Source organism: Ramlibacter pallidus (assembly GCF_015070875.1).
Taxonomy (GTDB): Bacteria; Pseudomonadota; Gammaproteobacteria; order Burkholderiales; family Burkholderiaceae_C; genus Ramlibacter; species Ramlibacter pallidus.
In genome coordinates this window covers 231,200-256,020 of record NZ_JADDIV010000001.1, presented here as the reverse complement: position 1 = coordinate 256,020, position 24,821 = coordinate 231,200, and the positions used below count along the sequence as shown (strand labels likewise).

The 24,821-nt window shown below is 67.8% G+C and carries 26 protein-coding genes; 8 read left to right on the top strand and 18 right to left on the bottom strand.

All coding sequences use genetic code 11. From position 1 onward, the window contains the following. Positions 1-10: 10 nt before the first annotated feature. The 16 genes from IM787_RS01260 to IM787_RS01185 all read right to left on the bottom strand — a co-directional run bounded on the left by IM787_RS01260 (position 11) and on the right by IM787_RS01185 (position 16,311). Positions 11-973 (bottom strand): ABC transporter substrate-binding protein, encoded by a 963-nt coding sequence (locus IM787_RS01260; protein ID WP_193674814.1) that lies wholly within the window; start codon positions 971-973, stop codon positions 11-13. Positions 974-1,127: 154 nt separating this feature from the next. Further along, positions 1,128-1,580: a RidA family protein gene (locus IM787_RS01255; RefSeq protein ID WP_354004335.1), complete on the bottom strand. Its 453-nt coding sequence runs from the start codon at positions 1,578-1,580 to the stop codon at positions 1,128-1,130. Beyond that, positions 1,577-2,944 (bottom strand): FAD-binding oxidoreductase, encoded by a 1,368-nt coding sequence (locus IM787_RS01250; protein ID WP_193674812.1) that lies wholly within the window; start codon positions 2,942-2,944, stop codon positions 1,577-1,579. The genes IM787_RS01255 and IM787_RS01250 overlap by 4 nt, the downstream gene beginning before the upstream one ends. Positions 2,945-2,967: 23 nt before the next feature. Next, on the bottom strand, positions 2,968-3,756 hold the full coding sequence (locus tag IM787_RS01245; protein ID WP_193674811.1) for an ABC transporter permease: 789 nt from the start codon (positions 3,754-3,756) through the stop codon (positions 2,968-2,970). Further along, complete coding sequence (locus IM787_RS01240; RefSeq protein ID WP_193674810.1) at positions 3,756-4,574, bottom strand: ABC transporter ATP-binding protein; 819 nt, start codon at positions 4,572-4,574, stop codon at positions 3,756-3,758. Before IM787_RS01240 ends, IM787_RS01245 begins: the two co-directional genes overlap by 1 nt. Continuing rightward, positions 4,574-5,554, bottom strand: a complete 981-nt coding sequence (locus IM787_RS01235) for an ABC transporter substrate-binding protein (protein WP_193674809.1) — start codon at positions 5,552-5,554, stop codon at positions 4,574-4,576. The genes IM787_RS01240 and IM787_RS01235 overlap by 1 nt, the downstream gene beginning before the upstream one ends. A gap of 62 nt (positions 5,555-5,616) precedes the next feature. Beyond that, positions 5,617-6,474 carry a creatininase family protein gene (locus IM787_RS01230; protein WP_193674808.1) on the bottom strand — a complete coding sequence of 286 codons (858 nt, stop codon included), beginning with the start codon at positions 6,472-6,474 and terminating at the stop codon, positions 5,617-5,619. Between the two features lie 10 nt (positions 6,475-6,484). Then, entirely contained in the window at positions 6,485-7,072 is a 588-nt protein-coding gene (locus IM787_RS01225) for an NAD(P)H-dependent oxidoreductase (protein WP_193674807.1), read from the bottom strand. Positions 7,073-7,124: 52 nt separating this feature from the next. Then, a complete protein-coding gene (locus IM787_RS01220) occupies positions 7,125-8,216 on the bottom strand; it encodes an AI-2E family transporter (protein WP_193674806.1) in 1,092 nt (363 codons plus the stop codon). 66 nt (positions 8,217-8,282) lie between these two features. Further along, the gene (locus tag IM787_RS01215; protein WP_193674805.1) at positions 8,283-9,452 is read right to left on the bottom strand and encodes an ABC transporter substrate-binding protein; all 1,170 of its coding nucleotides are present in this window, start codon (positions 9,450-9,452) and stop codon (positions 8,283-8,285) included. A gap of 140 nt (positions 9,453-9,592) precedes the next feature. Continuing rightward, entirely contained in the window at positions 9,593-10,753 is a 1,161-nt protein-coding gene (locus tag IM787_RS01210) for an ABC transporter substrate-binding protein (protein WP_193674804.1), read from the bottom strand. Positions 10,754-10,779: 26 nt separating this feature from the next. After that, entirely contained in the window at positions 10,780-12,636 is a 1,857-nt protein-coding gene (locus IM787_RS01205) for an AMP-dependent synthetase/ligase (protein WP_193674803.1), read from the bottom strand. Between the two features lie 88 nt (positions 12,637-12,724). Next, positions 12,725-13,522, bottom strand: a complete 798-nt coding sequence (locus tag IM787_RS01200; RefSeq protein ID WP_193674802.1) for an ABC transporter ATP-binding protein — start codon at positions 13,520-13,522, stop codon at positions 12,725-12,727. Beyond that, positions 13,519-14,358 (bottom strand): ABC transporter ATP-binding protein, encoded by an 840-nt coding sequence (locus IM787_RS01195; protein ID WP_193674801.1) that lies wholly within the window; start codon positions 14,356-14,358, stop codon positions 13,519-13,521. The genes IM787_RS01200 and IM787_RS01195 overlap by 4 nt, the downstream gene beginning before the upstream one ends. Further along, complete coding sequence (locus IM787_RS01190; RefSeq protein WP_193674800.1) at positions 14,355-15,431, bottom strand: branched-chain amino acid ABC transporter permease; 1,077 nt, start codon at positions 15,429-15,431, stop codon at positions 14,355-14,357. Before IM787_RS01190 ends, IM787_RS01195 begins: the two co-directional genes overlap by 4 nt. Before the next feature lie 4 nt (positions 15,432-15,435). Continuing rightward, complete coding sequence (locus IM787_RS01185) at positions 15,436-16,311, bottom strand: branched-chain amino acid ABC transporter permease (protein WP_193674799.1); 876 nt, start codon at positions 16,309-16,311, stop codon at positions 15,436-15,438. Between the two features lie 121 nt (positions 16,312-16,432). On the opposite strand from IM787_RS01185, the gene IM787_RS01180 reads away from it, so the two are divergent. After that, entirely contained in the window at positions 16,433-17,236 is an 804-nt protein-coding gene (locus IM787_RS01180) for a crotonase/enoyl-CoA hydratase family protein (RefSeq protein ID WP_193674798.1), read from the top strand. Here the strand turns inward: IM787_RS01180 and IM787_RS01175 are convergent. Then, positions 17,233-17,667 carry an acyl-CoA thioesterase gene (locus tag IM787_RS01175; protein WP_193674797.1) on the bottom strand — a complete coding sequence of 145 codons (435 nt, stop codon included), beginning with the start codon at positions 17,665-17,667 and terminating at the stop codon, positions 17,233-17,235. The two genes, IM787_RS01180 and IM787_RS01175, sit on opposite strands and share 4 nt — an antisense overlap. A 39-nt stretch (positions 17,668-17,706) precedes the next feature. Here IM787_RS01175 and IM787_RS01170 point away from each other — a divergent pair, with 39 nt between their 5' ends. Further along, positions 17,707-19,608, top strand: a complete 1,902-nt coding sequence (locus IM787_RS01170) for an ABCB family ABC transporter ATP-binding protein/permease (RefSeq protein WP_193675488.1) — start codon at positions 17,707-17,709, stop codon at positions 19,606-19,608. Beyond that, the gene (locus IM787_RS01165; RefSeq protein ID WP_193674796.1) at positions 19,608-19,952 is read left to right on the top strand and encodes a hypothetical protein; all 345 of its coding nucleotides are present in this window, start codon (positions 19,608-19,610) and stop codon (positions 19,950-19,952) included. Before IM787_RS01170 ends, IM787_RS01165 begins: the two co-directional genes overlap by 1 nt. Here IM787_RS01165 and IM787_RS01160 read toward each other — a convergent pair. After that, a complete protein-coding gene (locus IM787_RS01160; RefSeq protein ID WP_193674795.1) occupies positions 19,915-21,144 on the bottom strand; it encodes an MFS transporter in 1,230 nt (409 codons plus the stop codon). The two genes, IM787_RS01165 and IM787_RS01160, sit on opposite strands and share 38 nt — an antisense overlap. A gap of 77 nt (positions 21,145-21,221) precedes the next feature. Here IM787_RS01160 and IM787_RS01155 point away from each other — a divergent pair, with 77 nt between their 5' ends. From IM787_RS01155 to IM787_RS01135, 5 genes are all read left to right on the top strand, one after another. Then, positions 21,222-21,509 (top strand): hypothetical protein, encoded by a 288-nt coding sequence (locus IM787_RS01155; protein ID WP_193674794.1) that lies wholly within the window; start codon positions 21,222-21,224, stop codon positions 21,507-21,509. A gap of 7 nt (positions 21,510-21,516) precedes the next feature. Then, complete coding sequence (locus IM787_RS01150) at positions 21,517-21,963, top strand: metallophosphoesterase family protein (protein WP_193674793.1); 447 nt, start codon at positions 21,517-21,519, stop codon at positions 21,961-21,963. Between the two features lie 24 nt (positions 21,964-21,987). Beyond that, positions 21,988-22,932, top strand: coding sequence for a LysR substrate-binding domain-containing protein (locus IM787_RS01145; protein ID WP_193674792.1), 945 nt, complete (start codon positions 21,988-21,990; stop codon positions 22,930-22,932). A 167-nt stretch (positions 22,933-23,099) separates the two neighbouring features. Further along, the gene (locus tag IM787_RS01140; RefSeq protein WP_193674791.1) at positions 23,100-23,987 is read left to right on the top strand and encodes an amino acid ABC transporter substrate-binding protein; all 888 of its coding nucleotides are present in this window, start codon (positions 23,100-23,102) and stop codon (positions 23,985-23,987) included. A gap of 68 nt (positions 23,988-24,055) precedes the next feature. Further along, positions 24,056-24,820 carry an amino acid ABC transporter permease gene (locus tag IM787_RS01135; RefSeq protein WP_193674790.1) on the top strand — a complete coding sequence of 255 codons (765 nt, stop codon included), beginning with the start codon at positions 24,056-24,058 and terminating at the stop codon, positions 24,818-24,820. Position 24,821 lies beyond the last annotated feature (1 nt).

The window sequence follows — 24,821 nt, the reverse complement described above, 5'->3', positions numbered from 1 at the left end:
CCAGCCCGCGTTACGGCATGACCTTCAGGTCCTTCACGAACTGGAGCGTGTATGCGTCCTTCCAGTTCGGCATCGGCTTGAGCAGTTCGCTGGTGACCATCAGGTCGTAGGTCTTCTGCCAGCGCGCGTCGGTCATGATGCCGGCGCCCATCTTCGCCGCATCGCCGCCGTCGAAGAACTTCATCTGCTTCATCACCTTGTGGCCGTAGGCGAGCGTGCCGTCGTCCATCTTCGGGTTGTCCTTCTTGATCAGCGCGTTGCCCGGCGCCGGGTCCTGCAGGTAGCTCTTCCAGCCTTCGATGGTGGCGCGCACGAAGCGCTGCACGACGTCCGGCTTCTCCTTGGCCATCTTCTGCATCGTGACGATCGTGTTGCCGTACGGGGGATAGCCCTCGTCGGCGAACAGGAAGAACTTCACCTTCTGGCCGGCCTGTTCGGCGATGTAGGGCTCCGAGCCCGGGTAGCCCTGCTGCGCCGCGTTCCTGTCGGCGAAGAAGGGCTGCATGTTGAAGGTGTAGGGGCGCGACTGTTCGTCGGTGAAGCCGTACTTCGCCTTCAGCCACGGGAACCAGGAGGTGCGGCCGCTGGTGGCCAGGTAGATGGTCTTGCCCTTCAGGTCGGACAGCTTGTTCACGTCCGGGTGCGTGACCATGCCCTGCGGCTCCATCTGGAAGACGGCCGCGACGGTGACCATGGGCACGCCGGACTGGATGCCGTTGAGCACCTGGAAGTCCTTGCCCATCATGAAGTCGGCCTGGCCGGCGGCCAGCAGCTGCACGGCGTTGACCTGCGGCCCGCCCATCTTGACGGTGACGTCGAGGCCGTGCTTCTTGTAGATGCCGTTGGCGACGGCCTGGTAGTAGCCGCCATGTTCGGCCTGGGCGTACCAGGAGGTGAGGAAGGTGACCTTGTCCTGCGCGTGCGCGAAGGTGGCGGCGGCCGCGAAGGCGAAGGCGGTGAGGGCAGATTTCATGGAGTTTCTCCGGTCGTACTACGTGTGGAAAAAACCAGAGCAATGACCCGCGGCACCGCCGCTGCCTGCTTCTACTCTGCATCTCCGTCATTCCCGCGCAGGCGGGAACCCAGGGCGCCCTGGATTCCCGCCTGCGGGGGAATGACGTTGTGGGTCAACCCAGGTGGATCGTCGCTTCCACCTCGATCAACGCCAGGTCGGAAGGCATGAACCGTGCCACTTCCACCACCGTGCTGGCGGGCGGCTGGTCGCCGTAGAAGAGGGTGCGCACGCGGTTGTAGAACGGGTAGTGGCGCAGGTCGCGGAAGTACTGCACCAGCTTGACGGCGTCCTGCATCTGCGCACCATGTTCGTGCGCCAATTGGCGGATGCGGTCCAGCACGAACCAGCTCTGGGCGACGGCAGGGGCCTCGTACAGGTCCACCGTCATCTGGCCGGTGTCGTAGCCGATGCCGCGCAGCTGCTCGCGCGCCTGCGGCGGCAGGTCCTCGTAGGCCTGCACAACCGCCTTGCGCGCCGGGTTCACGGCCACCACGCCGCTGACGAACAGGAAGCCGCCGGCGCGCCGCGCGGCGGCGTAGTTCGCCATGGGCGTGCCCATGCTCACTGCGGACCCTCTTCCATCCACGCCCGCACCTTGCCGGGGTTCAGCAGGCCGAGCGGGTCGAAGCGCTTCTTCATGTCCAGGACGCCCTGCGAGAGCGCACCGCCCGCCTTGCCGTCCTCCACGATGAAGACGTGCGGGTCGTTGATGCGCACGCCGTTCTCGCGGTGCAGGGCCATGATCTCCTGCAGCCGCTCCTCGGTGGTGAACTTCACCACCTGCAGCGCCGTGCAGGTGACCTGCCCGTCGAGGTTGCGGATGAACTCGGCGTGCATCTGCACCTCGGGGCTGAGCAGCTTCTCCATGCGCCGCACCTGTTCCAGGTGCTGGCCGGGGGTGAAGGCGCTTTGCAGGTAGGTGATGCCCTTGTCCACCTTGAAGGCCGCGAGGGTGGTGTGGTTCCAGGTGTATTCCAGCAGCGTGTGGCGGGTGCGCGCGATGTCTTCGGCCGTGGCGGTGTACGTCACCTCGCCGCGCCAGAGCTGCGCCAGCTCGCGCATCGCGCCCTCGCTGCTCGGGGCGATCGCCAGGATCATCGCGTGGCACCCGGCCGGCAGTTCGTCGGCATGCTGCTTCAGGTAGCCGGGGATGGGGTCGGCCAGCAAGCCGATCTCGCGCTTGGCGATGCCGGGGGCGTGGGCCACCGCGTTGCCGAACTCGAGGGCGTCATCGAACGAGCGGAAGACGACGAAGTGCTCCTGCCAGTCCTGCGCCGGCGCCAGCGCCAGCTCGATCTCCAGCACCAGGCCGTTGGTGCCCCACAGGTGGTGCAGCAGCAGCGCGTCGGGGCCCCGCAGTTCGACGACCTGCGGTTCTTCCTCGATCGTCAGCGCCTTGATCGCGATGACGTTGCCGCGCGCGGCCAGCGGGCCGTGGTTGATGGAGCCGATGCCGCCGAAGCCGCCGCCGAACAGGCCGCCCAGGGTGGCGCTGCGGTAGGTGGACGGCATGCAGCGCAGTTCCATGCCGCAGGCGGCGCGGGTTTCCTTCTCGAAGTCGACCAGGCGCATGCCGGCCTGCGCCCGCGCGGTGCCGTGACGCGCGCCGATGAACTGGTTGTAGCCGCTCATGTCCAGCACCACGCCGCCGCGCAGCGGCACGGCCTGCCCGTAGTTGCCGGTGCCGCTGCCGCGGATGGTGAGGGGGATGCGCAGCTTCGCGCACAGGCCGACCAGGCGCTTGACCTCGTCCTCGTTGCGCGGGCGCGCCACGGCGTCGGCCACCTTGCCCGCCAGCTGGCGCTTGAGGACCGGGCTGAACCACGAGAAGTCCTGCGAGAGCCGGGCGATGCGGTTGCCGTCGGTGACCCAGTCGAGGTCCGGCAGGGCCACGTGGAGCTGCTCGATGGGGTGGATGGGAGCGTTCATGGGGTACTGCGCGGCCGGGGAGGTCAATCGCGGGAGAGTTCGCTGGCGTGCCAGGAGCCCAGGGCCAGCCTGGACAGCCAAGCCATCAGCACGAACAGCCCGACGCCAGCCAGCGAGATCAGCAGCAGTGCGGCGAACATGCGCGGGATGTTCAGCTGGTAGCCGGCGAACAGGATCTGGTAGGCCAGGCCGGTGCTGCTGCCGCCGGTGCCGGCCACGAACTCGGCGACCACCGCGCCGATCAGTGCCAGGCCGCTGGAGATGCGCAGCCCCCCGAAGAAGTAGGGCAGCGCGCTCGGGATGCGCAGGCGCAGCAGCGTCTGCATGCGGCTGGCCCGGTTCATCGCGAAATAGCTTTGCAGGTCGGGGTCGATGCTGCGCAGGCCCAGCGTGGTGTTGGAGATGATCGGGAACAGCGCCACCAGCGCCGCGCAGATGATCAGCGACGCGGTCGGGTTCTTCACCCAGATGATGATCAGCGGGGCGACGGCGACGATCGGCGTGACCTGCAGCAGCACGGCGTAGGGAAACAGCGCTGTCTCGATCTTGCGGCTCTGCACGAACAGGAACGAGATCAGCACGCCCAGCACCACGGCCACCGCGAAGGACAGCAGCGTGATCTTGAGCGTGAACAGCAGCGAGCCGCCCAGCACCTGCCAGTCGGTCACCAGCGTCTGCAGCATCAGGATCGGCGAGGGCACCAGGTAGGGCGGCAGCTTCAAGCCGGTGACCACGCCCTGCCAGGCGGTGAGCAGCAGCAGCGCCACCAGGCTGGGATAGAGGACCTTGGCGTAGTTCGTCTTCACCTTCATCACGCGTCTCCCTCGTCGTTCTCCTGGCTCGCGCGCAACAGGCTGTCCTGCAGGTGCTTGGCGTAGCCGGCGAAGCGCGGCGTCACCATGAAGCCCGGCTTGCGCGGGTAGGGCTCGTCGATCACCACTTCCTCGGTCACACGGCCGGGGCGCGCGGCCATCATGACCACGCGGTTGGACAGGAACACCGCCTCGTGGATCGAGTGGGTGACGAACACCACGGTCAGCTTCTTCTCCTGCCACAGGTGCAGGAGGTCGCTGTCCAGCTTGTGGCGCGTGATCTCGTCGAGCGCGCCGAAGGGCTCGTCCATCAGCAGCAGGTTGGGCTGCACCACCAGGCTGCGGGCGATGGACACGCGCATCTGCATGCCGCCCGAGAGGTTGCGCGGCAAGGCCTTGGCGAACTTCGAGAGGCCCACCAGCGCCAGGGCGTCGGCGACACGCGCCTGCGCTTCCTCGCGCGGCACGCCGCCCGCCAGGTCGAGCGGCAGGCGCACGTTGCTCTCCACGCTGGCCCACGGCATCAGCGTCGGCGCCTGGAACACGAAGGCGAGCTTCCTGCCGGCCGCATCCAGCTGCGCCACCGGCTTGCGCCACAGCTGGATGCGGCCGTCGGTGGGCTCCAGCAGCCCCGCGACCATCTTCAGCAGCGTGCTCTTGCCGCAACCGGAAGGCCCGAGCAGCGTGACGAACTCGCCCTCGGGGATCTTCAGGTCGACGGGCTGCAGGGCGACGGTGCCGTTCGGATAGGTCTTGTGCGCCGACAGCACCTCGACGGCGGGCGGCGCCTCGGCCAGCACCGCGGGCGGTTCGCGCATCACGGCAGGACCTTGGTCGCCTTGATGGCGTCGAGCCGGAAGGCGTCCTCCATCTTCAGCTTGGCCGGGTCGACCAGCTTGTGGTCCACCAGGAAGGCGTAGTTCTGTTTCAGGCGCGCCTCGCTCATGGTGCCGATGCCGCTCACCTTCGCGTCGCCGGCGGTGATGATGCCCATCTCCTTGAGCTTGCCGACCGAGTATGCGATCTGCTCGTCGGTCATGTTGGGGTTGTCCTTCTTGATCAGCGCGGCGCCCGGCGCCGGGTCGGCCAGGAAGCTCTTCCAGCCTTCCATGGTGGCCTTGACGAAGCTGTCGACCGCCTTGCCGCGGTTCTTCACCGTGTCTTCCAGGCAGGAGATCGTGGTGGCGTACGACGTCCAGCCGTGGTCGGCGAACAGGAAGGTGGTGGCCTTCACGCCCGCCTTCTGCACGGCGAACGGCTCGGAGGTCAGGTAACCCTGCTGCACGGTGTTCTTGTCCGCGACGAAGGGCTGGATGTTGAAGGTGTACGGGCGCGTCTGCGAATCCTGCAGGCCGTACTTGCCCTTGAGCCACAGCCAGTAGCCGCGCTGCGCCGCGGGCGCGATCAGGATCGTCTTGTCCTTCATGTCCTCGAAGCCCTTCACGCCTTCGTGGGCGATGAAGACCTGCGGGTCCTTCTGGAACACGGCGGCGAGCGTGACGACCGGCAGGCCGCCCGCGCGCGCCACCATCATCTGCATGTCGCTGGAGCCCATGATGCAGTCGGTCTGGCCGGCGGCCATCAGCTGCAGGATGTTGACCTGCGGCCCGCCCATCTTGATCGTCACGTCGAGGCCGTACTTCTTGTACAGGCCCGTGGCGACCGCCTGGTAGAAGCCGCCGTGCTCGGCCTGCGCGTACCAGTTGGTCATGTAGGTGAACTTGTCCTGCGCCTGGGCGCCGGCGCCGGACGCGAGCAGGGCGGCGGCGAGCAGGGTGCGGGTGAAGGTGGATTGCATCGGGACCTCGCGGCAGTGGGAAGGGATGGAGGGGCTTTGCAAGATGCGGGCCGCGCGGCGCTTCAGTGCGCGCCCGCCTCGATGTGTCCACGCTGGTGCACGTGGCCCCAGGACGGCACGTCGCGCACCACCCATTGCATGCTGTACAGGTCGGTGATGGCCTGCACCCAGCTGTCGGACAGTGTCTCCAGGATCTCCGCCCCCTGTTCGGGCGTGGCACCGCGCGGGTCGCCGATCACGCCGCTGGGGCCGAAGTCGCGCGCCGTCCAGGCGCAAGCCGGACGGCCGTCGGGCGACAGCAGCCTGGACGGGAACACTGGCGGGAAGTTGGGTGCGGCGCGGTCCATGTGCACGGTGTCGGGCGCCAGCGCCAGCATCAGCGCGGTTTCCGAATGGCCGGCGTGCATCGCCTGCTTCTTCTCCTGCTCGCTGATGAACTTGCCGGAGGCATTGGGCAGGCGCGACACGTGGAAGGGCACGATCACGAAGTCGCCGTGGCGCAGGCGCAGCTCGCGCGCGGCCATCTCCAGCACCTGCGGCTGCCCGCCGTGGCCGTTGGCCAGCAGCAGCTTGCGGAAGCCCGAGCGGTAGACCGATTCGCCGATCTCGGTCACCACGTTCAGCAGCGTGGGACCGGTCAGCGTCATGGTGCCGGGGAAGTGCAGGTGCTCGTCGGACTTGCCGTAGGTGATGGGCGCCAGCCCGAACGCGCGCACCTCGGCGGGCAGCTTGGCGAGCGCGCGGCCCAGCACGCCGGCAGAGATCACGCTGTCGACCGAACAGGGCAGGTGCGGGCCGTGCTGCTCGATCGCGCCGACCGGCAGCACGATCACCGTGTTCTCGCGGTCCGGCAGCGCGTTGATGTCCGTCCAGCTCAGGTAGGGCAGGAAGCGGTGCGGGGGGATGTAGCCGTGCATCATGGGAAGTCCTTCAGGCGAAGCGGGCCATCGCCTGCCCCACCTTTTGCAGGAAGCGCGCCAGCCGCGGCGGCGTCGCCACGTTCATGTGGTAATAGGCGTGGTAGTCCGCGCGCGCCTGGTTGGCGGTGAGCCGGCGCATGTAGCGCGTGACCATCTTGCGCGGCGGGTCGCCCATGTACCAGGCCATCCAGCGCGGGCGGCCGTAGGTGACGACGGCGGAGATGCGCCGCACGTGCGTCAGCATCGGCTTGACGTTGGCGGGGTCGCTGATGTCGAAGGCCACGCCAGGCATCAGCAGGCGGTCGAAGAAGCCCTTGAGCATCGCCGGCAGCCCGAAGCACCAGGTGGGGAAGCAGAAGACGATGGCCTCGGCGCGCCGCAGGCGCTCCACGTAGCCGGCCAGTGCCTGCTGGTTGCGCGGCACGTCGTGGTAGCCCAGGCGCTCCTCGCGCGACATCACCGGGTCGAAACCTTCGGCGTACAGGTCGCAGTCGTCGACGGTGTGTCCCGCCGCCCGCAGGTTCTTCAGGACTTCCTGGTGCAGCGCCGAGGCGAAGCTCGTCTCGACGGGATGGCAGTAGACGACCAGCACGTGCATGCCCCCGTCCAGCAAGGGACATGCCAAGCCAGGCGGCGCGTGCCGCCGCGGATCAGCGGGGCGGCGGGGGCAGGGTGGGCTGCTGCCGCGCGCTGGCCAGCATGTCCCAGCTGACCAGGAACACCGCGGCGATCACCGGGCCGATGACGAAGCCGTTGAGGCCGAAGATCACGATGCCGCCCAGCGTGGCGACCAGCACCAGGTAGTCGGGCATGCGCGTGTCCTTGCCCACCAGGATCGGTCGCAGGACGTTGTCCACCAGCCCGATCACGACGGCGCCCCAGATGGTGAGGCCGACGCCCTTCACCATCTCGCCGGAGAAGAAGTAGTACGCGGCCACCGGCGCCCACACCAGCACGGCGCCCACGGCCGGCAGCAGCGACAGCAGCGCCATCACCGTGCCCCACAGCACGGCGCCCGGCAGGCCCAGGAACGCGAAGGCGATCGCGCCCAGCGTGCCCTGCACCATGGCCACCACGATGTTGCCCTTGACCGTGGCGCGGACCACGGTGGCGAACTGCGTGAGCAGGCGCCGCGTGTGGTGCGGATTCAGGGGGATGGACCGCGCGATCGACTGCGACAGCCGGTCGCCGTCGCGGAACAGGAAGAACACGATGTACAGCATCACGAAGAAGGCCACGACGAAGTCGAGCGTGACCTGCCCGATGCCGAGGACGCGCGAGGTGAGCACCTGGCCGCTGGACGTGACGGTGCTCAGGATCTTCTCCTGCACGGAGCTCAGGTCCGTCATGCCGAAGCGCTGGAGCTGGGCGCGGGCCCACTCCGGCAGCACGTCGATGAACCGCTGCAGCAGCGCGGAGATCTGGATCTCGCCGGACCGCAGCTTGGCGACGAAGATGGAGGCCTCCTGCGTGATGGAGGCGATCAGCAGCGCCATCGGCAGGATCACGATCAGCAGGATCAGCGTCAGGGATGCGAGCGCCGCCGTGTTGGGGCGCCCGCGGCTGCCGTGCAGGAAGCGCTGGTGCAGCGGCCAGAACACGATGGCGATGAAGACCGCCCAGCAGACCGCCCCGAAGAACGGCCACAGGATCATGAAGAACAGGATGCTGGCGATCCCGACCAGGAACAGCAGCGACTTGAACTCGAGCTCGGGGGTCTTGAGCGGGTTGGGCGAACTCATCCGCGGGAGGGTAACAAAAAGGCCGCCCGGGTGGGCGGCCTTTCGGCTTGCGGGGCGGCGGAGGCCTCAGGGCTTCACGTAATCGGACACGACTTTCCAGCGGCCGTCCTGGATCTGCGACATGCGCGACAGTTCGTTGCCCAGGCGCTTCTTCGCGGTGAAGGTCATCTGCGGCCCGCCGAAGATGTCAGCGGGGAAGGTCATGCTGTCCATGGCCTTGATGAAGCTGTCGGTGGTGAGGCTGGCGCCGGCCTGCGAGGCGGCGCGGGCGAAGGCGTCGACCACGATGTAGCCGTAGACGGAGAAGACGGTGGGGTCCTCGTTGAACCTGGTCTTGTACTTGTTGGCCCAGAAGCGGATCTGCTGGGCGGCTTCGTCGAGGTAGGGGTGCTGCGAGGTGTGGGTGGCGTAGAGCCCGTCCATGGCCTTGCCGCCCAGCTTGTGGATCAGGTCGGTGTAGGCGGCGCTGGAGCCGATGAAGGTGGGGTTGTAGCCGGTCCTGCGGGCTTCGCCGATGGCGCCGATGGTCTCGCGGATGATGGTGCCCAGCACGACCATGTCGCAGCCCGCGGCCTTCAGCCGGGCGACCTGCGAGGAGAAGTCGGTCGCCCCGCGCTTGTACGTGGTCTTCTCCGCGAGGTCCATCCCCGCCGCCTTGAGACCGGCTTCGGCGCCGCGCATGACCTCGAGGCCGAACTCGTCGTCCTGGTACATCGTGCAGACCTTCTTGGCGCCCTTCTCCTTGGCCAGCTTGGGCACGACGGTGCGCATCTGGTCGAAGTAGGTGGCGGCGAAGGAGTACTTCAGCCGATGGAGCGGCTCGTACATCTCGCGCGCGGCCGTGACCGGGAAGAAGTTGATGACGTTCTTCTCGAACTGCACGGGCATTGCGGCCATGTTCTGCGCCGTGCCGATGTGGCCGACCATGGCGAAGATCTTGTCCTGGTTGACCAGCTTCTGCGCCGCCAGCACGGCCTTGCGAGGGTCGTAGGCGGAGTCCTCGACCAGCAGCCTGATCTTGCGGCCGTTGATGCCGCCCTGCTCGTTGATCTCGTCGACCCGCAGCATCATGCCCAGCCGCACCTGCTTGCCGAAGCCGGCGATGGGGCCCGACAGGTCCTGGATGGAGCCGAGCACGATCTCGTTCTTGCTGACGCCCTGGTTGGCGTTCTGGGCAAGGGCGCTGCCGGAGGCGAGGGCCAGCATGGCCAGCGCCGCTGCGGAAAGACACTTCATCACGGTCTCCTTGGGTGCGGAAGGAAGTGCGAAGCATTCGTCCGGCGCCGCCGCAGCGTCAAGCTGGCGCTAACCATTAGGTGTTACCCATGAAAAAGGCCGCCTGGCGGCGGCCTTTCCGGTCCTCGCGGCGGTGGGGCTTACTTCAGGTAATCCGACACCACCACCCACTTGCCGCCCTGGATCTGCGACAGGCGGCTCTGGTCGTTGCCCAGGCGTTTGGTCGCCGTGTAGGTGGAGCGGGCCGAGCCGAACATGTCGGGCTCGAAGGTCATGGTGTCCATGGCCTTGATGAAGCTGTCCGTGCTCAGGTTCGGGCCGGCCTTGGTCGCGGCCCTGATGAAGTGGTCGATGATCATGTAGCCGTAGACGGAGAACACGGTCGGATCCTCGTTGAACTTCGTCTTGTACTTGTTCGCCCAGAAGCGGATCGGCTGCGAAGCCTCGTCCAGGTACGGGTGCTGCACCGTCATCGCGGTGTACAGGCCGTCCATGGCGGGGCCGCCCAGCTTGTGGATCAGGTCGGTGTAGGCCGCGCTGGAGCCGACGAAGATCGGGTTGAAGCCGCTCTTCTTCGCCGTGCCGATGGTGCCGATCGTTTCGCGGATGATCGTGCCCAGCACCACCATCTCGCAGCCCGAGGCCTTCATCTTCGCGACCTGCGAGGAGAAGTCGGTGGCGCCGCGCTTGTAGGTGGTCTTCTCGGTGAATTCCATGCCGACCGTCTTCAGGCCGGCTTCGGCGCCGCGCAGCACCTCCAGGCCGAAGTCGTCGTCCTGGTAGATCGTGCAGACCTTCTTGACGTTCTTCTCCTTCACCAGCTTCGGGACGGCCATCCGGACCTGGTCGTAGTAGGTGGCGGCGAAGGAGTACTTCAGGCGGTGGTGCGGCTCGTACATCTCGCGCGCGGCGGTGATCGGGAAGAAGTTGACGACGTTCTTCTCGAACTGCACCGGCATGGAGGCCATGTTCTGGGCGGTGCCCAGGTGGCCGGCGACGATGAACACCTTGTCCTGGTTGACCAGTTTCTGGGCGGCGAGCACGGCCTTCTTCGGGTCGTAGCCGTCGTCCTCGGCCACCAGTTTCAGCTTGCGGCCGTGGATGCTGCCCTGCTCGTTCAGCTCCTCGATGCGCAGCAGCATGCCGTTGCGCGCCTGCTTGCCGTAGCCGGCCAGCGGCCCCGACAGGTCCTGGATGGTGCCGACCAGGATCTCGTTCTTGCTCACGCCCTGTTGCGCCAGGACGCCGGAGCAACCCAGGGCCGCGAGAGCGGCGGCCGCGAGGGTGGACTTCAACTTCATTCGATGTCTCCTAAGGTGGATGGGAATCAGCGGTACATGGCTTCGATCTGGGGCGCGTACTTCTGCTGCACCAGCTTGCGTTTCAGCTTCATCGTCGGCGTCAGCTCCTCGTCCTCGGCCGACAGCTGCGTGTCGAGCAGGAAGAACTTCTTGACCTGTTCGACGCGGGCGAACTTCTTGTTGACGCGGTCGATCTCTTCCTGGATCAGCGCCTGCACCTCGGGCGCGCGCGTGAGGCTGGCGTAGTTGGAGAAGGGCACGTCGTGGTCCTGCGCGTACTTCTCCACGTTCTCCTGGTCGATCATGATGATGACGGTGAGGTACGGGCGCTTGTCGCCGATGACGACCGCATCGGTGACGTAGGGCGAGAACTTCAGCTCGTTCTCGAACTCGCTGGGCGTGACGTTCTTGCCGCCGGCCGTGATGATGATGTCCTTCATCCGGTCGGTGATGCGGAAGAAGCCTTCCTCGTCCACCAGGCCGACGTCGCCGGTGTGCAGCCAGCCCTCGGCGTCGATGGTTTCGCGGGTCTTCTCCGGCTGGTTCAGGTAGCCCATGAAGACGTTCGGCCCGCGCACCATGATCTCGCCGGTCTCGGGGTGCACCTTCACCTCGTTGTAGCTGGCCGCCGGGCCGATGGAGCCGGGCTTGATCCGGTTCGCCGGGATGCCGGTGGAGGCGCCGCAGGTCTCGGTCATGCCCCACACTTCCAGCATCGGCACGCCCAGCGCCAGGTACCACTTCACCAGCTCCGGCGAGATGGGCGCCGCGCCGGTGACGAGGAAACGCGCGCGGTCGATGCCGATCAGCTTGCGCACGTTCGACAGCGCCATCCAGTTGGCCAGCGTGAACTTGAACTTGAGCAGCCCGTCCACCGGCTGCCCGGCCAGCACCTTGTCGGCGATCTGCGTGCCGACGCCGATCGACCAGGCGTAGGCCGCCTGCTGGATGCCGCTGGCTTCCTTCAGGCCGATCATCACGCCCGAATAGAACTTCTCCCAGACGCGCGGCACGGCCGTGAAGACCGTGGGCGCGATCTCCCGCACGTTCTCCGGCACCGTCTCGGGGTTCTCGACGAAGTTGAGCCTGGCGCCGGTGTAGAGGGAGAAGTACTCGCCGCCCAGGCGTTCGGCGATGTGGCACAGGGGCAGGAAGCACATGCACTCGTCGTCCTGCCGGCGCGAGATCAGCGTGTTGTAGCCGCGCACGGTGTAGACCAGCCCGTGGTGCGAATGCATCGCGCCCTTCGGCTTGCCCGTGGTGCCGGAGGTGTAGACCAGGATCGCCAGGTGCTGCGGCTCCACCTGCCGCACGCGCTGCGGCACCGCGTCGGGATGCTTCGCGTTGTGCTCGCGGCCCAGCCGGCGCAGTTCATCCAGGCTGATCACCATGGGGTCGTGCAGGTCGCGCAGGCCGTCCATGTCGAAGACGACGATCCGCTGCAGCCGCGGCAGCTGCCCGCGCACCTCCAGCGCCTTGTCCAGCTGTTCGTCGTCCTCGACGAACAGGATGCTGGTGCCGGAGTCCTCGCACAGGTATTGCACCTGGCTCGCCGCGTCGGTCGGATAGATCCCGTTGGCCACGCCGCCGCAGGAGAGGATGGCGAGGTCGGCCAGCACCCACTCGATGATGGTGTTGGACAGGATGGACGCCGTGTCGCGCGGCGCGAAGCCGAGGGCCAGCAGGCCGCCGGCGATCTCGCGCACGGCGTCGCCCGTCTGCGTCCAGGTCCAGCTGCGCCAGATGCCGAATTCCTTCTGCCGCATCCAGACGTCCGGCCCGCGCTTGGCGACGCCGTTCCAGAACATGGCGGGAATGGTGTCGCCTTCGAGGACGACCTTGGTCTCGGGCTGGATGTGCGACAGGTCCCACAACTTCTGCATTAGATGTTGACCCCCACGCTTGTCATTTCGTGTACGGCGCTGCCCCCCGAGGGCGCGCGAGCTTGTTTGAAGCGGTTCTGCACGGCGCTCATCTCCAGTTCTTCTTCTTCTTCCACCTGCGCTCGCCGCGCACGCCGGCCTCCTTCATGCCCAGGTAGAACTCCTTGATGTCTTCCTTCTCGCGCAGCCGGGCGCAGGTGTCTTCCATCACGATGCGGCCGTTCTCCAGCACGTAGCCGTAGTCCGCGGCATTGAGCGCCATGTTGGCGTTCTGCTCCACCAGCAGGATGGTGGTGCCGCGCTCGCGGTTGATCCGCACCACGATCTCGAAGATCTCCTTGGTCAGCTTGGGGCTCAGGCCCAGGCTGGGCTCGTCCAGCAGGATCAGGTCGGGCGCCGCCATGATGGCGCGCGAGATCGCCAGCATCTGCTGCTGCCCGCCGGACAGCAGCCCGGCGTCCTGCGCGGCGCGCTCCCGGAGGATCGGGAAATAGTGGTAGACCGCCTCCATGTCACGGGCGACGCCGTCGCGGTCCTTGCGGGTGTAGGCGCCCATCAGCAGGTTGTCGTGCACCGACAGCAGCGGGAACACCTCGCGGCCCTCGGGCACGTGGGACAGGCCCTGCTGCACGATGAAGGCCGGGTCGCGGGCCGTGATGTTCTCGCCCTTGAACTCGATGCTGCCCTTGCGGGGGTCGATGATGCCGGAGATGGTCTTCAGGATCGTCGACTTGCCCGCGCCGTTGGAGCCCAGCACGGTGGCGATCTCGCCACGCCGCACCTGCAGGCTGACGCCGCGGATCGCCTTGATCGGCCCGTAGGCGCTTTCGACGTTCAGCAGCCTGAGCACGGGCACGTCGCTGACGGCGGGAGGGTTCGCGCTCATGCTCTTGCTCCCTCCCCCTCTGGGGGAAGGTGGGGAGGGGGGCTTCCCCGACGCAGCGAGGAAACGTCTTCCACGGTGCCGAGGTACGCCTCGACCACCCCCGGGTGCGACTGCACCTCGCGCGGCGTGCCGGTGGCCAGCACCTCGCCCTGGTTCATGGCCAGCACGCGGTCGCTCACCTTCGACACCAGCGTCATGTCGTGTTCCACCATCAGCACCGTGATGCCCAGCTCCTGCTGGATGTCCTGGATCCAGAAGGCCATGTCTTCGGTCTCTTCCACGTTCAGCCCGGAGGAGGGCTCGTCCAGCAGCAGCAGCTTGGGTTCCGTGCACAGCGCGCGGGCCAGTTCCACCACCTTGCGCACGCCGTAGGGGAGGCCGGCGACCATCGTGTCCCGGTAGTGCTGCAGTTCCAGCAGGTCGATGACCTGTTCGACCTTCTCGCGCGCGGCGATCTCGGCGGCGCGCACCTTGCCGGTGAAGAACATGTCGCTGAACAGGCCCGTCCTGCGGTGCGTGTGGCGCCCGATCAGCAGGTTGTGCAGCACCGACGCATGCTCGAACAGCTCGATGTTCTGGAAGGTGCGCGCGATGCCCAGCGAGGCGATGCGGTGCGGCGGCTGGTCGGTCAGCGTCTTGCCTTCGAACGCGATCGTGCCCGTCGTCGGGTTGTAGATGCGGCTGATCAGGTTGAAGACGGTGGTCTTGCCGGCGCCGTTGGGGCCGATCAGCGTGAACACCTCGCCGCGCTTCACGTCGAAGCTGACGTTGTTGACGGCGAGCACGCCGCCGAAGCGCACGGAGAGGTTCTTCGCGGAGAGGAGGATGTCGCTCATTTCAGGCGGTCCGACTTCTGAAAGGACTTCTGGCGCTTGAACAGGCCCTTGCGGTAGAACGGGAACAGCTGCAGGTAGGTGCGCACCTTGAGCCAGCGGCCGTAGATGCCCAGCGGCTCGAACAGCACGAAGGCGATGAGCACCGTGCCGTACACGACGGCCTTGAGGCCCGGCGCCTGCCCGATCGCGTCGGGCAGGAAGTCCTTCACCGCACTGATCGCCTGCGGCAGCCCGATCAGGAAGATCGCGCCCAGGAACGCGCCGTGGATCGACCCGAGCCCGCCGATCACCACCATCAGCAGCAGGTCGATGGACTGGATGATGTTGAACTGGTCGGGCGAGAGGAATCGGATCTGGTGCGCGTAGAGCGCGCCGCCGATCCCGGCCAGCGCCGCCGACAGCGCGAAGCTGAGGGTCTTGTAGCGCGCCAGGTGGATGCCCATGCTCTGTGCCGAGATCTCCGAATCACGGATGGCGACGAAGGCGCGCCCGGTGGGCGAGCGCAGCAGGTTCAGGCAGGCCAGCGTGCACAGCACCGCGATCACCAGGCAGACGAAGTAGAACGACGTGCCGCTGTCCGCCGTCCAGCCGAACATCTTGACCGAGCCCACGGTCTTGCCGGCGTTGCCGCCGGTGACGCTTTCCCAGCGCGCGAAGACTTCCTCGACGATGAAGCCGAAGGACAGGGTCGCGATGCCGAGATAGATGCCCTTGACGCGCAGCGCCGGCAGCCCGACGACGATGCCGACCGCCGCCGACAGGCCCGCGCCCACCAGCAGGGCCAGCGGGAAGGGCCAGCCCATGCCGGTCAGCACGGCCTGGGCGTAGGCGCCGACGCCGAAGAAGGCGGCATGGCCGATGGAGAACAGGCCCGTGAAGCCGGCCAGCAGCATCAGCCCGAGGCCGACGATGCCGTAGATCAGCACGAAGGTCAGCTGGGCCAGCAGGTACTCGGACATGAGCAGCGGCGCAGCGAGCAGCAGCACCATCAGCGCCCCGTACCAGAACAGGTGGCCGCCATGCTTGGCGAGCTTGAGGTCCTGGTTGTAGTCGGTCTTGAAGATGAAACGCATGGGGTTACACCTTCTTCCGCAGCTTTTCGCCGAACAGCCCGTTCGGCATGACGACCAGCATCACCAGGACGACGATGTACGCCGCGATGTCCTTGAAGCCTTCGGGCAGGTAGAAGCCCGAGAGCGACTCCACGATGCCGATGATCAGGCCGCCGACGATGGCGCCCGGCAGGCTGCCGAAGCCGCCCACCACCGCCGCGGGGAAGGCCTTCAGCCCGATGAAGCCCATGTTGGCGTGCACGAAGGTGATGGGCGCGAGCAGCAGGCCGGCGACGGCGGCCACGGCCGCGGCGAGCCCCCACACCAGGGAGTTGAGCCGCTTGACCGGGATGCCCATGTAGTACGCCGCCAGCTGGTTCTGCGACGCCGCCTGCATGGCGATGCCGACCTTGCTGTAGCGGAAGATGGCGAAGAGCAGGGCGCACAGCAGCGCCGTCGCGCCGATCACGACCATCTGCTCCACGTTGAGCACCAGGCCGCCGGCGTTCCACACCTGGTCCTTGTACGGGACCGGCAGCGTGTGCGTTTCGGTGCCGATGCCGGGGATCATCGTGATCAGCCCGCGTGCCACGTACCCGATGCCGATGGTCAGCATGACGATGGAGAAGGCGGGCTGCCCCAGGATGGGGCGGATCACCACGGTTTCGAGCAGCAAACCGAACAGCGCCATCGCCGCGATGGCGGCGAGGACCGCCAGCCAGAACGGGAAGCCCATCATGGTCATGGCGGCGAGGCCGAAGAACGCGCCGAGCATCATCAGCTCGCCCTGCGCGAAGCTCACCGTCTCGGTCGCCTTGTAGATCAGCACGAAGCCCAGCGCGATCAGCCCGTAGATGCAGCCTTGCGCGACGCCGCTGATCACCAGCTGGAGGAATTGCACGCTCAGGAACCCTCTTGTTTTGTGTGGCGGCTGTTATAGCGGGCGGGCCGCCGCTTCCATAGAGGGTTCGCCCGTAGAGTGTCGCCGACCGGACGTCCATTCCCTGCGGTGTAATGCGCCGATGGAAACGAATGCCGTACGGATCGAGAAGCTCGAAGCCATCACGGTCGTCACGCTGGACCGTCCGCAGGTGCGCAATGCGGTCGACAGCGACACCGCGCGGCGCCTGCACGAAGCCTTCCTTGCGTTCGAGGACGACGCGGACGCGCTCGTCGCCGTGTTCCATGGTGACCACGGACACTTCTGCGCGGGGTGGGACCTGCAGTCCGGCGCCCGCATGGCGCAGGAGCCCGGTGGCGCAGGGCTGCTGGCGGGCCTCGATTTCGATCCGGGTGACGGGCGCGCCATGGGCCCGATGGGGCCGTCGCGACTCCTGCTCTCCAAGCCCGTGGTCGCGGCCGTCAGCGGTGCGGCCGTCGCCGGCGGCATGGAGCTGGCGCTGTGGTGCGACCTGCGCGTGATGGAGGAGGACGCGTACTTCGGCGTCTACTGCCGCCGCTTCGGCGTGCCGCTGATCGATGGCGGCACGGTGCGGCTGCCGCGGCTGGTGGGCCTGGGGCATGCCATGGACCTGATCCTCACCGGGCGCAAGGTCGAGGCGGCGGAGGCGCTGCAGATGGGCCTGGCCAACCGCGTGGTGGCGCGCGGGCAGGCGCGCGCGGCGGCGATCGCCCTGGCGCAGCAGCTCGCGAAGTTCCCGCAGGCCACGATGCTGGCGGACCGCCGGAACGCGTACGAGCAATGGGGCAAGCCCTTGCCCGAGGCGCTGCACGCGGAGTGGGAGCGCGGCAAGGCGCGCATCCCGGACGCGCTGCAGGGAGCGGGGCGCTTCGCGTCAGGCGAAGGGCGGCACGGGAAGTTCTAGTCCTGCCTCTGGATCGGCGTCGGCTTGCCGTTCTCGTCGATCGCCACGTAGGTCAGGCAGGCTTCCGTCACTTTCACGAAGGTGCCCTGCGAGCGGAAGCTCTCGGTGAAGACCTCGACGTCGACCGTGATCGACGTGCGGCCGATGCGCTTGACCGCCGAGAAGAAGCTGCAGATGTCGCCCACGCGCACCGGCTGCTTGAAGACGAACTCGTTGACCGCCACCGTGGCCATGCGGCCGCCGATGATGCGCGCGGGGATCACGGAGCCGGCCAGGTCGACCTGCGCCATGACCCAGCCGCCGAAGATGTCGCCGTTGCCGTTGGTGTCGGCCGGCATGGGGATCACCTTCAGCACCAGCTCCTTGTCGGAGGGCGGTGCTGCGGGCGGCGGCGTGGGGCGGCCTTGCGGGGCACTTGCATTTGCGGACATGGGCACAATCTGTCGAAACTCCAGACCGGATTGTCCCTCATGCGCCGCGGCGGCGAACTCAGCTCCCCTGCCATCCCCCCGTCCTCCCCCGCAGCCGGCGCCCCGCCGGCCGCGCGGGGCGACTGGAGCACCCTGAAGCGGCTGTTCCCCTACCTCTGGGAATACAAGTTCCGCGTCATCGCCGCGCTGGCCTTCATGGTGGCGGCGAAGTTCGCCAACGTGGGCGTGCCGCTCCTGCTCAAGGAACTGGTCGACGCCATGGACATCAAGCCCGGCGACGCCACGGCGGTGCTGGCGGTGCCGGTGGCGCTGCTCCTGGGCTACGGCCTGCTGCGGCTGTCGACCACCCTGTTCACCGAACTGCGCGAGCTGGTGTTCGCCAAGGCGACGCAGGGGGCCGCCCGCAGCATCGCGCTGGAAACCTTCCGCCACCTGCACGCGCTGTCGCTGCGCTTCCACCTGGAGCGGCAGACCGGCGGCATGACGCGCGACATCGAGCGCGGGGTGCGCGGCATCGAGTCGCTGATCTCCTATTCGCTCTACAGCATCGTGCCCACGCTGGTGGAGGTGGCTCTGGTGCTCACCATCCTGGCGGTGAAGTTCGACCCCTGGTTCGCGTGGATCACCATCGCCGCGCTCGCGCTGTACATCGTCTTCACCGTGATGGTGACGGAATGGCGGACGCAGTTCCGGCGCGAGGCCAACGAATTCGATTCGGCGGCGCACACCAAGGCGGTCGATTCGCTGCTGAACTACGAGACGGTCAAGTACTTCAACAACGAGGACTTCGAGGCCGGCCGCTACGACCAGAGCCTGGAACGTCTGCGCCGCGCCCGCCTCAAGAGCCAGACCACGCTGTCGCTGCTGAACACCGGGCAGCAGGTGATCATCGCCATCGGCCTGGTCGCCATGCTGTGGCGCGCCACGCAGGGCGTGGTCGACGGCCGCATGACGCTGGGCGACCTGGTGATGATCAACGCCTTCATGATCCAGTTGTACATCCCGCTCAACTTCCTGGGCGTGCTGTACCGCGAGATCAAGCAGAGCCTGACCGACCTGGACAAGATGTTCACGCTGATGGAGAAGGAGCGCGAGATCGCCGACCGGCCGGGCGCGCTGCCTCTCCGGCTCCCTTCCCCTCTGGGGGAGGGCGGGGGTGGGGGCGATCCCGCAGGAGACGACTGGACGGTGCGCTTCGAGAACGTGCACTTCGCCTACGAGTCCAGCCGTCCCATCCTGCACGACGTCAGCTTCGAGATCCCCTCCGGCAGGACGGTGGCCGTCGTCGGCCCATCCGGCTCGGGCAAGTCCACGCTGGCGCGGCTGCTGTACCGCTTCTACGACGTGCAGCAGGGCCGCATCACCATCGCGGGACAGGACGTGCGCGACGTGACGCAGTCCAGCGTGCGGCAGGTGATCGGCATCGTGCCGCAGGACACGGTGCTCTTCAACGACACGGTGGAATACAACATCGCCTACGGCCGTCCCGGGGCCACGCGGGAGCAGGTGGAAGAAGCCGCTCGCGCGGCGCGCATCCACGGCTTCATCGCCTCCACCCCCAAGGGCTACGACACCATGGTGGGCGAGCGCGGCCTCAAGCTGTCGGGCGGCGAGAAGCAGCGCGTGGCCATCGCCCGCACCCTGCTGAAGAACCCGCCGATCCTGATCTTCGACGAAGCCACCTCGGCCCTGGACAGCGCCAACGAGCGCGCCATCCAGTCGGAGCTCAAGAGCGCGGCGCAGAACAAGACCACGCTGGTCATCGCCCACCGCCTGTCCACGGTGGTGGACGCGCACGAGATCCTGGTGGTGGAGGCCGGCCGCATCATCGAGCGCGGCACCCACCAGCAGCTGCTGGCGCTGGGCGGCCGCTATGCCGACATGTGGGCGCTGCAGCAGAGCGCGGAGTCCGAGCAGTTCGGCGAAGTGATGGGGATGTGATGGCGGCAGACGACGATCTCGCGGCATACGTTTCGCACGAGGAGTTCCGCGCCGGCCTGGCGGCGGGCCGCGTCCGCGTCGTCGTCAATCCGAAGCTCGCCCGCCGCTACGTCGCGCAGCGGCTCATGCTGCTGGTGGTGCTGATGCCGCTGATCGGCGTCGGCATCGCGCTCGCGCTGACGGGGCAGCGCTGGCTGGGCGCGGGACTGGTCTTCGCCGGCGTCGCGTTGAACCGCATCGTGGCCTGGCAGGCGCCGAAGATCCTGCTGCAGATGGCGCAGCGCGACGCGCGCGTCTACGACCAGGTCACCGACCAGGCCGTGATGGAAGTGCGGCGGGCCTGACGTCGCCGCGCAGCAGCGGGCGCAGCATCCACAGCCCGAGCAGCGGGCCGACCGCCAGCCAGGGCAGCACCTGCGCCAGCGGCCAGGCCGCCGCCGCGCGCACGAACAGCTCGATGCTGGCCACCGAGATCGCGAAGCCGATGCAGTTCGAGAAGGTCAGCACGCTGCCCACCACCTGCGCCGGCGCGTTCTGCGCCGTCAGGGTGGAGAACTGCGGCGAGTCGCCGGCGACCGTCATGCCCCACAGCAGCATCCACCCCACGAAGACCGGCAGCGGCGCCGCCAGCAGCCACGGCGCGGCCAGGCAGCAGGCGCCGCTGGCGGCCAGTTGCCACCACGCCACGCGCGCGCTGCCGTGCCGCCGCGCGAGCAGCCCGCCGCCGGCGCATCCGACGAAGCCCGCCGCGATCACCCAGAAGGCCGCCGCGCTCACGGCGCTGCCGGCGAAGCGCGTCGCCAGGATCGCGGGCACCAGCACCAGCATCGCGTACAGCTCCCACATGTGGCCGAAGTAGCCGAACACCGAGGCGCGCAGCTGCCGGTCCGTCCAGACGAGGCCCAGCGCGCGCGGCGTGATGCGGGCGCCGGGCGCCTGCGCCGGGTGCGTCGGGACGAGCAGCGCGGTGGCGGCGCCGCCCGCGGCGGCGAGCAGCGACACCCCGAGCACCACCGATTGCCAAGCCTGCAAGCCGCCGACGGCGAACAGGCTGCCGGCTCCATCTCCGGCGATCGCGCGCAGCCCATGGGGCAGGGCGGTGCCGAGCACCAGCGCGCCGATCAGGATGCCCATCGCCGCGCCCAGCCCTTCGCGGTACCAGCTGGCCGCGATCTTCATGCCGACCGGATAGATGCCGGCCAGCAGGAAGCCGACGGCGAAGCGCAGCGCCAGCAGCACGCCGAGGCTGCCGTCGGCGAGCAGCGTTGCCGCGTTGCAGGCGGCGCCGAGCAGTGAACAGGCCAGGAACACGCGCGACGGGGCGAACCGGTCGGCCAGCATCAGCAGCGAGAACACCAGCGTGCCCGCGACGAACCCCAGTTGCACCGCGGAGGTGAGCGTGCCCACCGCGGAGGCCTGGAGGCCCCAGGCCTGCTGCAGGTCGGTCATGACGGCGTTGACGGCGAACCACAGGGAGGTGCCCGCGAACTGCGACAGCACGATCACCGGCAGGATGCGGCGCGGAACGGCGGACATCGCGCGAGCATAGTCCGTGCGGCCGGGCTGCGGCCCGGCTTGCCCTGCGCCGGCGGTGGGCGTACAAGGCGGGGACCATGGACGAAGACCTGCTTTCCCTCTCCCGCGACCAGCTGCTGGACGAAGTGCGCAAGCTGCGCGCGGGCATCCGCGAACACCGCGACAGCACCGGCCACGAACTGTGCTGGCACCATCCCGCGCTGTGGGGGCTGCTGCCGGAGCGTAGCGACCCGCAACCGGTGGTGCCGGCGTGGCCGCAGTTCATGCAGGGCTGCATCCGCTACCGGCAGTCGCTCGACCGGCAGCTGCCGCAGGCCCCCCGCAGCGACTTGCCCTTCGCCCCTGACGGCGAACCCCAGGCCTGAGCGCGGGATGCTGCGCATCGGCCTGGTTTCCGACACCCACGGATTGCTGCGCCCCGAAGTGCTCGCCTTCCTGGCAGGCAGCGACCACATCCTGCACGCCGGCGACATCTGCGGGCCGGAGGTGCTGGAGCGGCTCGCCCGCGTCGGGCCGGTGACCGCGGTGCGGGGGAACAACGACCGTGGCGACTGGGCCCTGGCGCTGCGCGAAACGGAGACGCTCACGTTCGAGGGCGTGCGCGTGCACGTGCTGCATGACCTGAAGCAGTTCGCCGGCCGGGAGCCGGTGCACGTGGTGGTCAGCGGACATTCGCACAAGCCGCTGGTGGAGGAGCGCGGCGGCATCCTCTTCGTGAACCCCGGGAGCGCCGGCGCGCGTCGCTTCAAGCTGCCGATCTCGGCGGGCGAACTGCGCATCGAAGGCGGCCGCGCCCGCGCGCATCTCGTGGCGTTCTGAACCCGGCGCTCCATAATCCGCCGCATGGAAACCAAGTGGCTGGAAGATTTCGTCAGCCTGGCGGAGACGCGCAGCTTCAGCCGGTCCGCGCAACTGCGCCACGTGACGCAGCCGGCCTTCTCCCGCCGCATCCAGGCGCTGGAAGCCTGGGCCGGCACCGACCTCGTGGACCGCAGTTCCTACCCGACGCGGCTCACCCCCGCCGGCGAGACGCTCTACGCCCAGTCGCTCGAGATGCTGCAGGCGCTGCAAAGCACCCGGGCGATGCTGCGCGGCCACGCGTCCGCCGGCCAGGACGTGATCGAGTTCGCGGTGCCGCACACGCTGGCCTTCACCTTCTTCCCGGCGTGGGTCTCGAGCCTGCGCGACAAGTTCGGCCCGATCAAGAGCCGCCTGATCGCGCTGAACGTGCACGACGCCGCCATGCGGCTGGTGGAAGGCAGCTGCGACGTGCTGATCGCCTACCACCACGCCGCGCAGCCCCTGCAGCTGGATGCCGACCGGTACGAGATGGTGGCGCTGGGCGAGGAGACGCTCGCGCCCTACTGCAAGCCCGACGCCGCAGGCGAGCCCCTGTACCGGCTGCCCGGGCGCCCGACCCATCCGCTGCCGTACCTCGGTTATGCGCCGGACGCCTACCTGGGGCGGGTCACCGACCTCCTGATCAAGCAGGCCGGCACCGCCATCCACCTCGACCGCGTCTACGAGACCGACATGGCGGAAGGGCTGAAGGCCATGGCGATGGAAGGCCACGGCATCGCCTTCCTGCCGCACAGCGCCGTGCGCAAGGAGCTGCGCGCCGGCAAGCTGGTGTCGCCGGTGGCCGCCGACGGGCCGACCCTGACGATCACCATGGAGGTGCGCGCCTACCGCGAGCGGCCATCGGCCCGGCATGCGCCCAAGGGCACGGCGCAGGCGCTCTGGGCCTTCCTGGCCGGCGCGGGCGCGGCCGGACTGCTGGAAAGCTGAAGCTTCCTGACGCGGTGGCATGCCACCGGGCATAAACCCTGCTTACCTCTCCCATTTCCAGGCCCTAAGCTTCCGCACGCCATGGGCGCGGCGTCCCGGAGCGCAGCCCGCCTAGAATTTCGCTTTTCGCAAGTTTGCTTTAACGCGCTTCACCACAGGAGATTTCGATGAAGAAGAAGTATTTGCTGGCCTTCGCCGTGGCCGCGTTCGCCGCCACCGGCGCCTTCGCGCAGGCGAACGACACGCTGGCCAAGGCCAAGGCCGCCGGCAAGGTCGTGATGGGCGTTCGTGAATCCTCCGCCCCGCTGTCGTACACCACCGGTGGCGGCCAGTTCACCGGCTACCACGTCGAGCTGTGCCAGCGCATCCTGAAGTCGGTGCTGCCCGGCGTGTCGGTCGAGTACGTGCCGGTCACCTCCGCCAACCGCATCCCGCTGGTCCAGAACGGCACCGTGGACATCGAGTGCGGCTCCACCACCAACAACGCCACGCGCCAGAAGGACGTCTCCTTCGCGCTGACGACGTACGTGACGGAAGTGCGCACCGCGGTCAAGGCCGATGCCAAGATCAACTCGGTGGCCGACCTGAACAACAAGACCGTCGCCACCACCACCGGCACGACCTCCGTCGCCCTGCTGCGCAAGAACAAGCGCGCCTCCAACATCCAGTTCAAGGAGGTCTACGGCAAGGACCACGCCGACAGCTTCCTGCTGCTGGAGTCCGGCCGCGCCGACGCCTTCGTGATGGACGACAACATCCTGGCCGGCCTGATCGCCTCGTCGCAGAACCCCAAGGGCTACAAGATCGTGGGCGAAACGCTGAACGTCGAGCCGATCGCCATCATGGTCCGCAAGGACGACCCGAAGTTCAAGAAGGCGGTGGACGACTACATCCGCGGCGCCATCAAGGCCGGCGAACTGCAGCTGCTGTACACCAAGTGGTTCATGCAGCCGATCCCGCCGAAGAACACCAGCGTCAACCTGAAGATGGGCACCATCCTCACGGGCCTGCTGAAGAACCCGTCCGACGCGCCGGCGGAAGAGTACAACAAGTAAGTTGAACGGACCGGCCGCGCACCCGCGCGGCCGGCTTCCGCGACAAGAACAACAACAGAGGAGGGCGCATGGCGTTCGAGTGGCAGATCTTTTGCCAGGACATCATCGACCGGACCCCGGTGGCCGGCTGCTTCGGCACGGGCGGGGCCCAGGGCACGCAGACCTACCTGGACTGGCTGATCTCCGCGTGGGGCCAGACGGTGCTGGTCGCGGGACTGTCGCTGGTGGTGGCCCTCGTGGTCGGCTCGATCATCGGCATCTTCCGCACGCTTCCCGACAGCCCCTGGCTGTCGCGCTTCGCCAATGCCTGGGTGGAGCTGTTCCGCAACATTCCCCTGCTGGTCCAGATCTTCCTCTGGTACCACGTGATGCCGGTGCTCATCCCGGTGTTCGCCGACACGCCCAAGCTGCTGCTGGTCGTCTTCGGCCTCGGATTCTTCACGTCCGCGCGCATCGCCGAACAGGTGCGGGCGGGCGTCCAGGCGCTGCCCCGCGGGCAGCGCTACGCGGGCATGGCGCTGGGCTTCACCACGCCGCAGTACTACCGCTACGTGCTGCTGCCCATGGCGTACCGCATCATCATCCCGCCGCTCACCAGCGAGAGCATGAACATCTTCAAGAACTCCTCGGTGGCCTTCGCGGTCTCGATCACCGAACTGACGTTCTATGCGCAGCAGGTCGGCGAGGAGACCTCGCGCGGCATCGAGGTGTACATGGCCGTGACGGCGCTCTACATCGTCTCGGCCTTCGCCATCAACCGCATCATGGCCTTCATCGAGAAGAAGGTCCGCGTTCCGGGCTTCGTCGCCAACGTCGGCGCTGGAGGCCACTGAC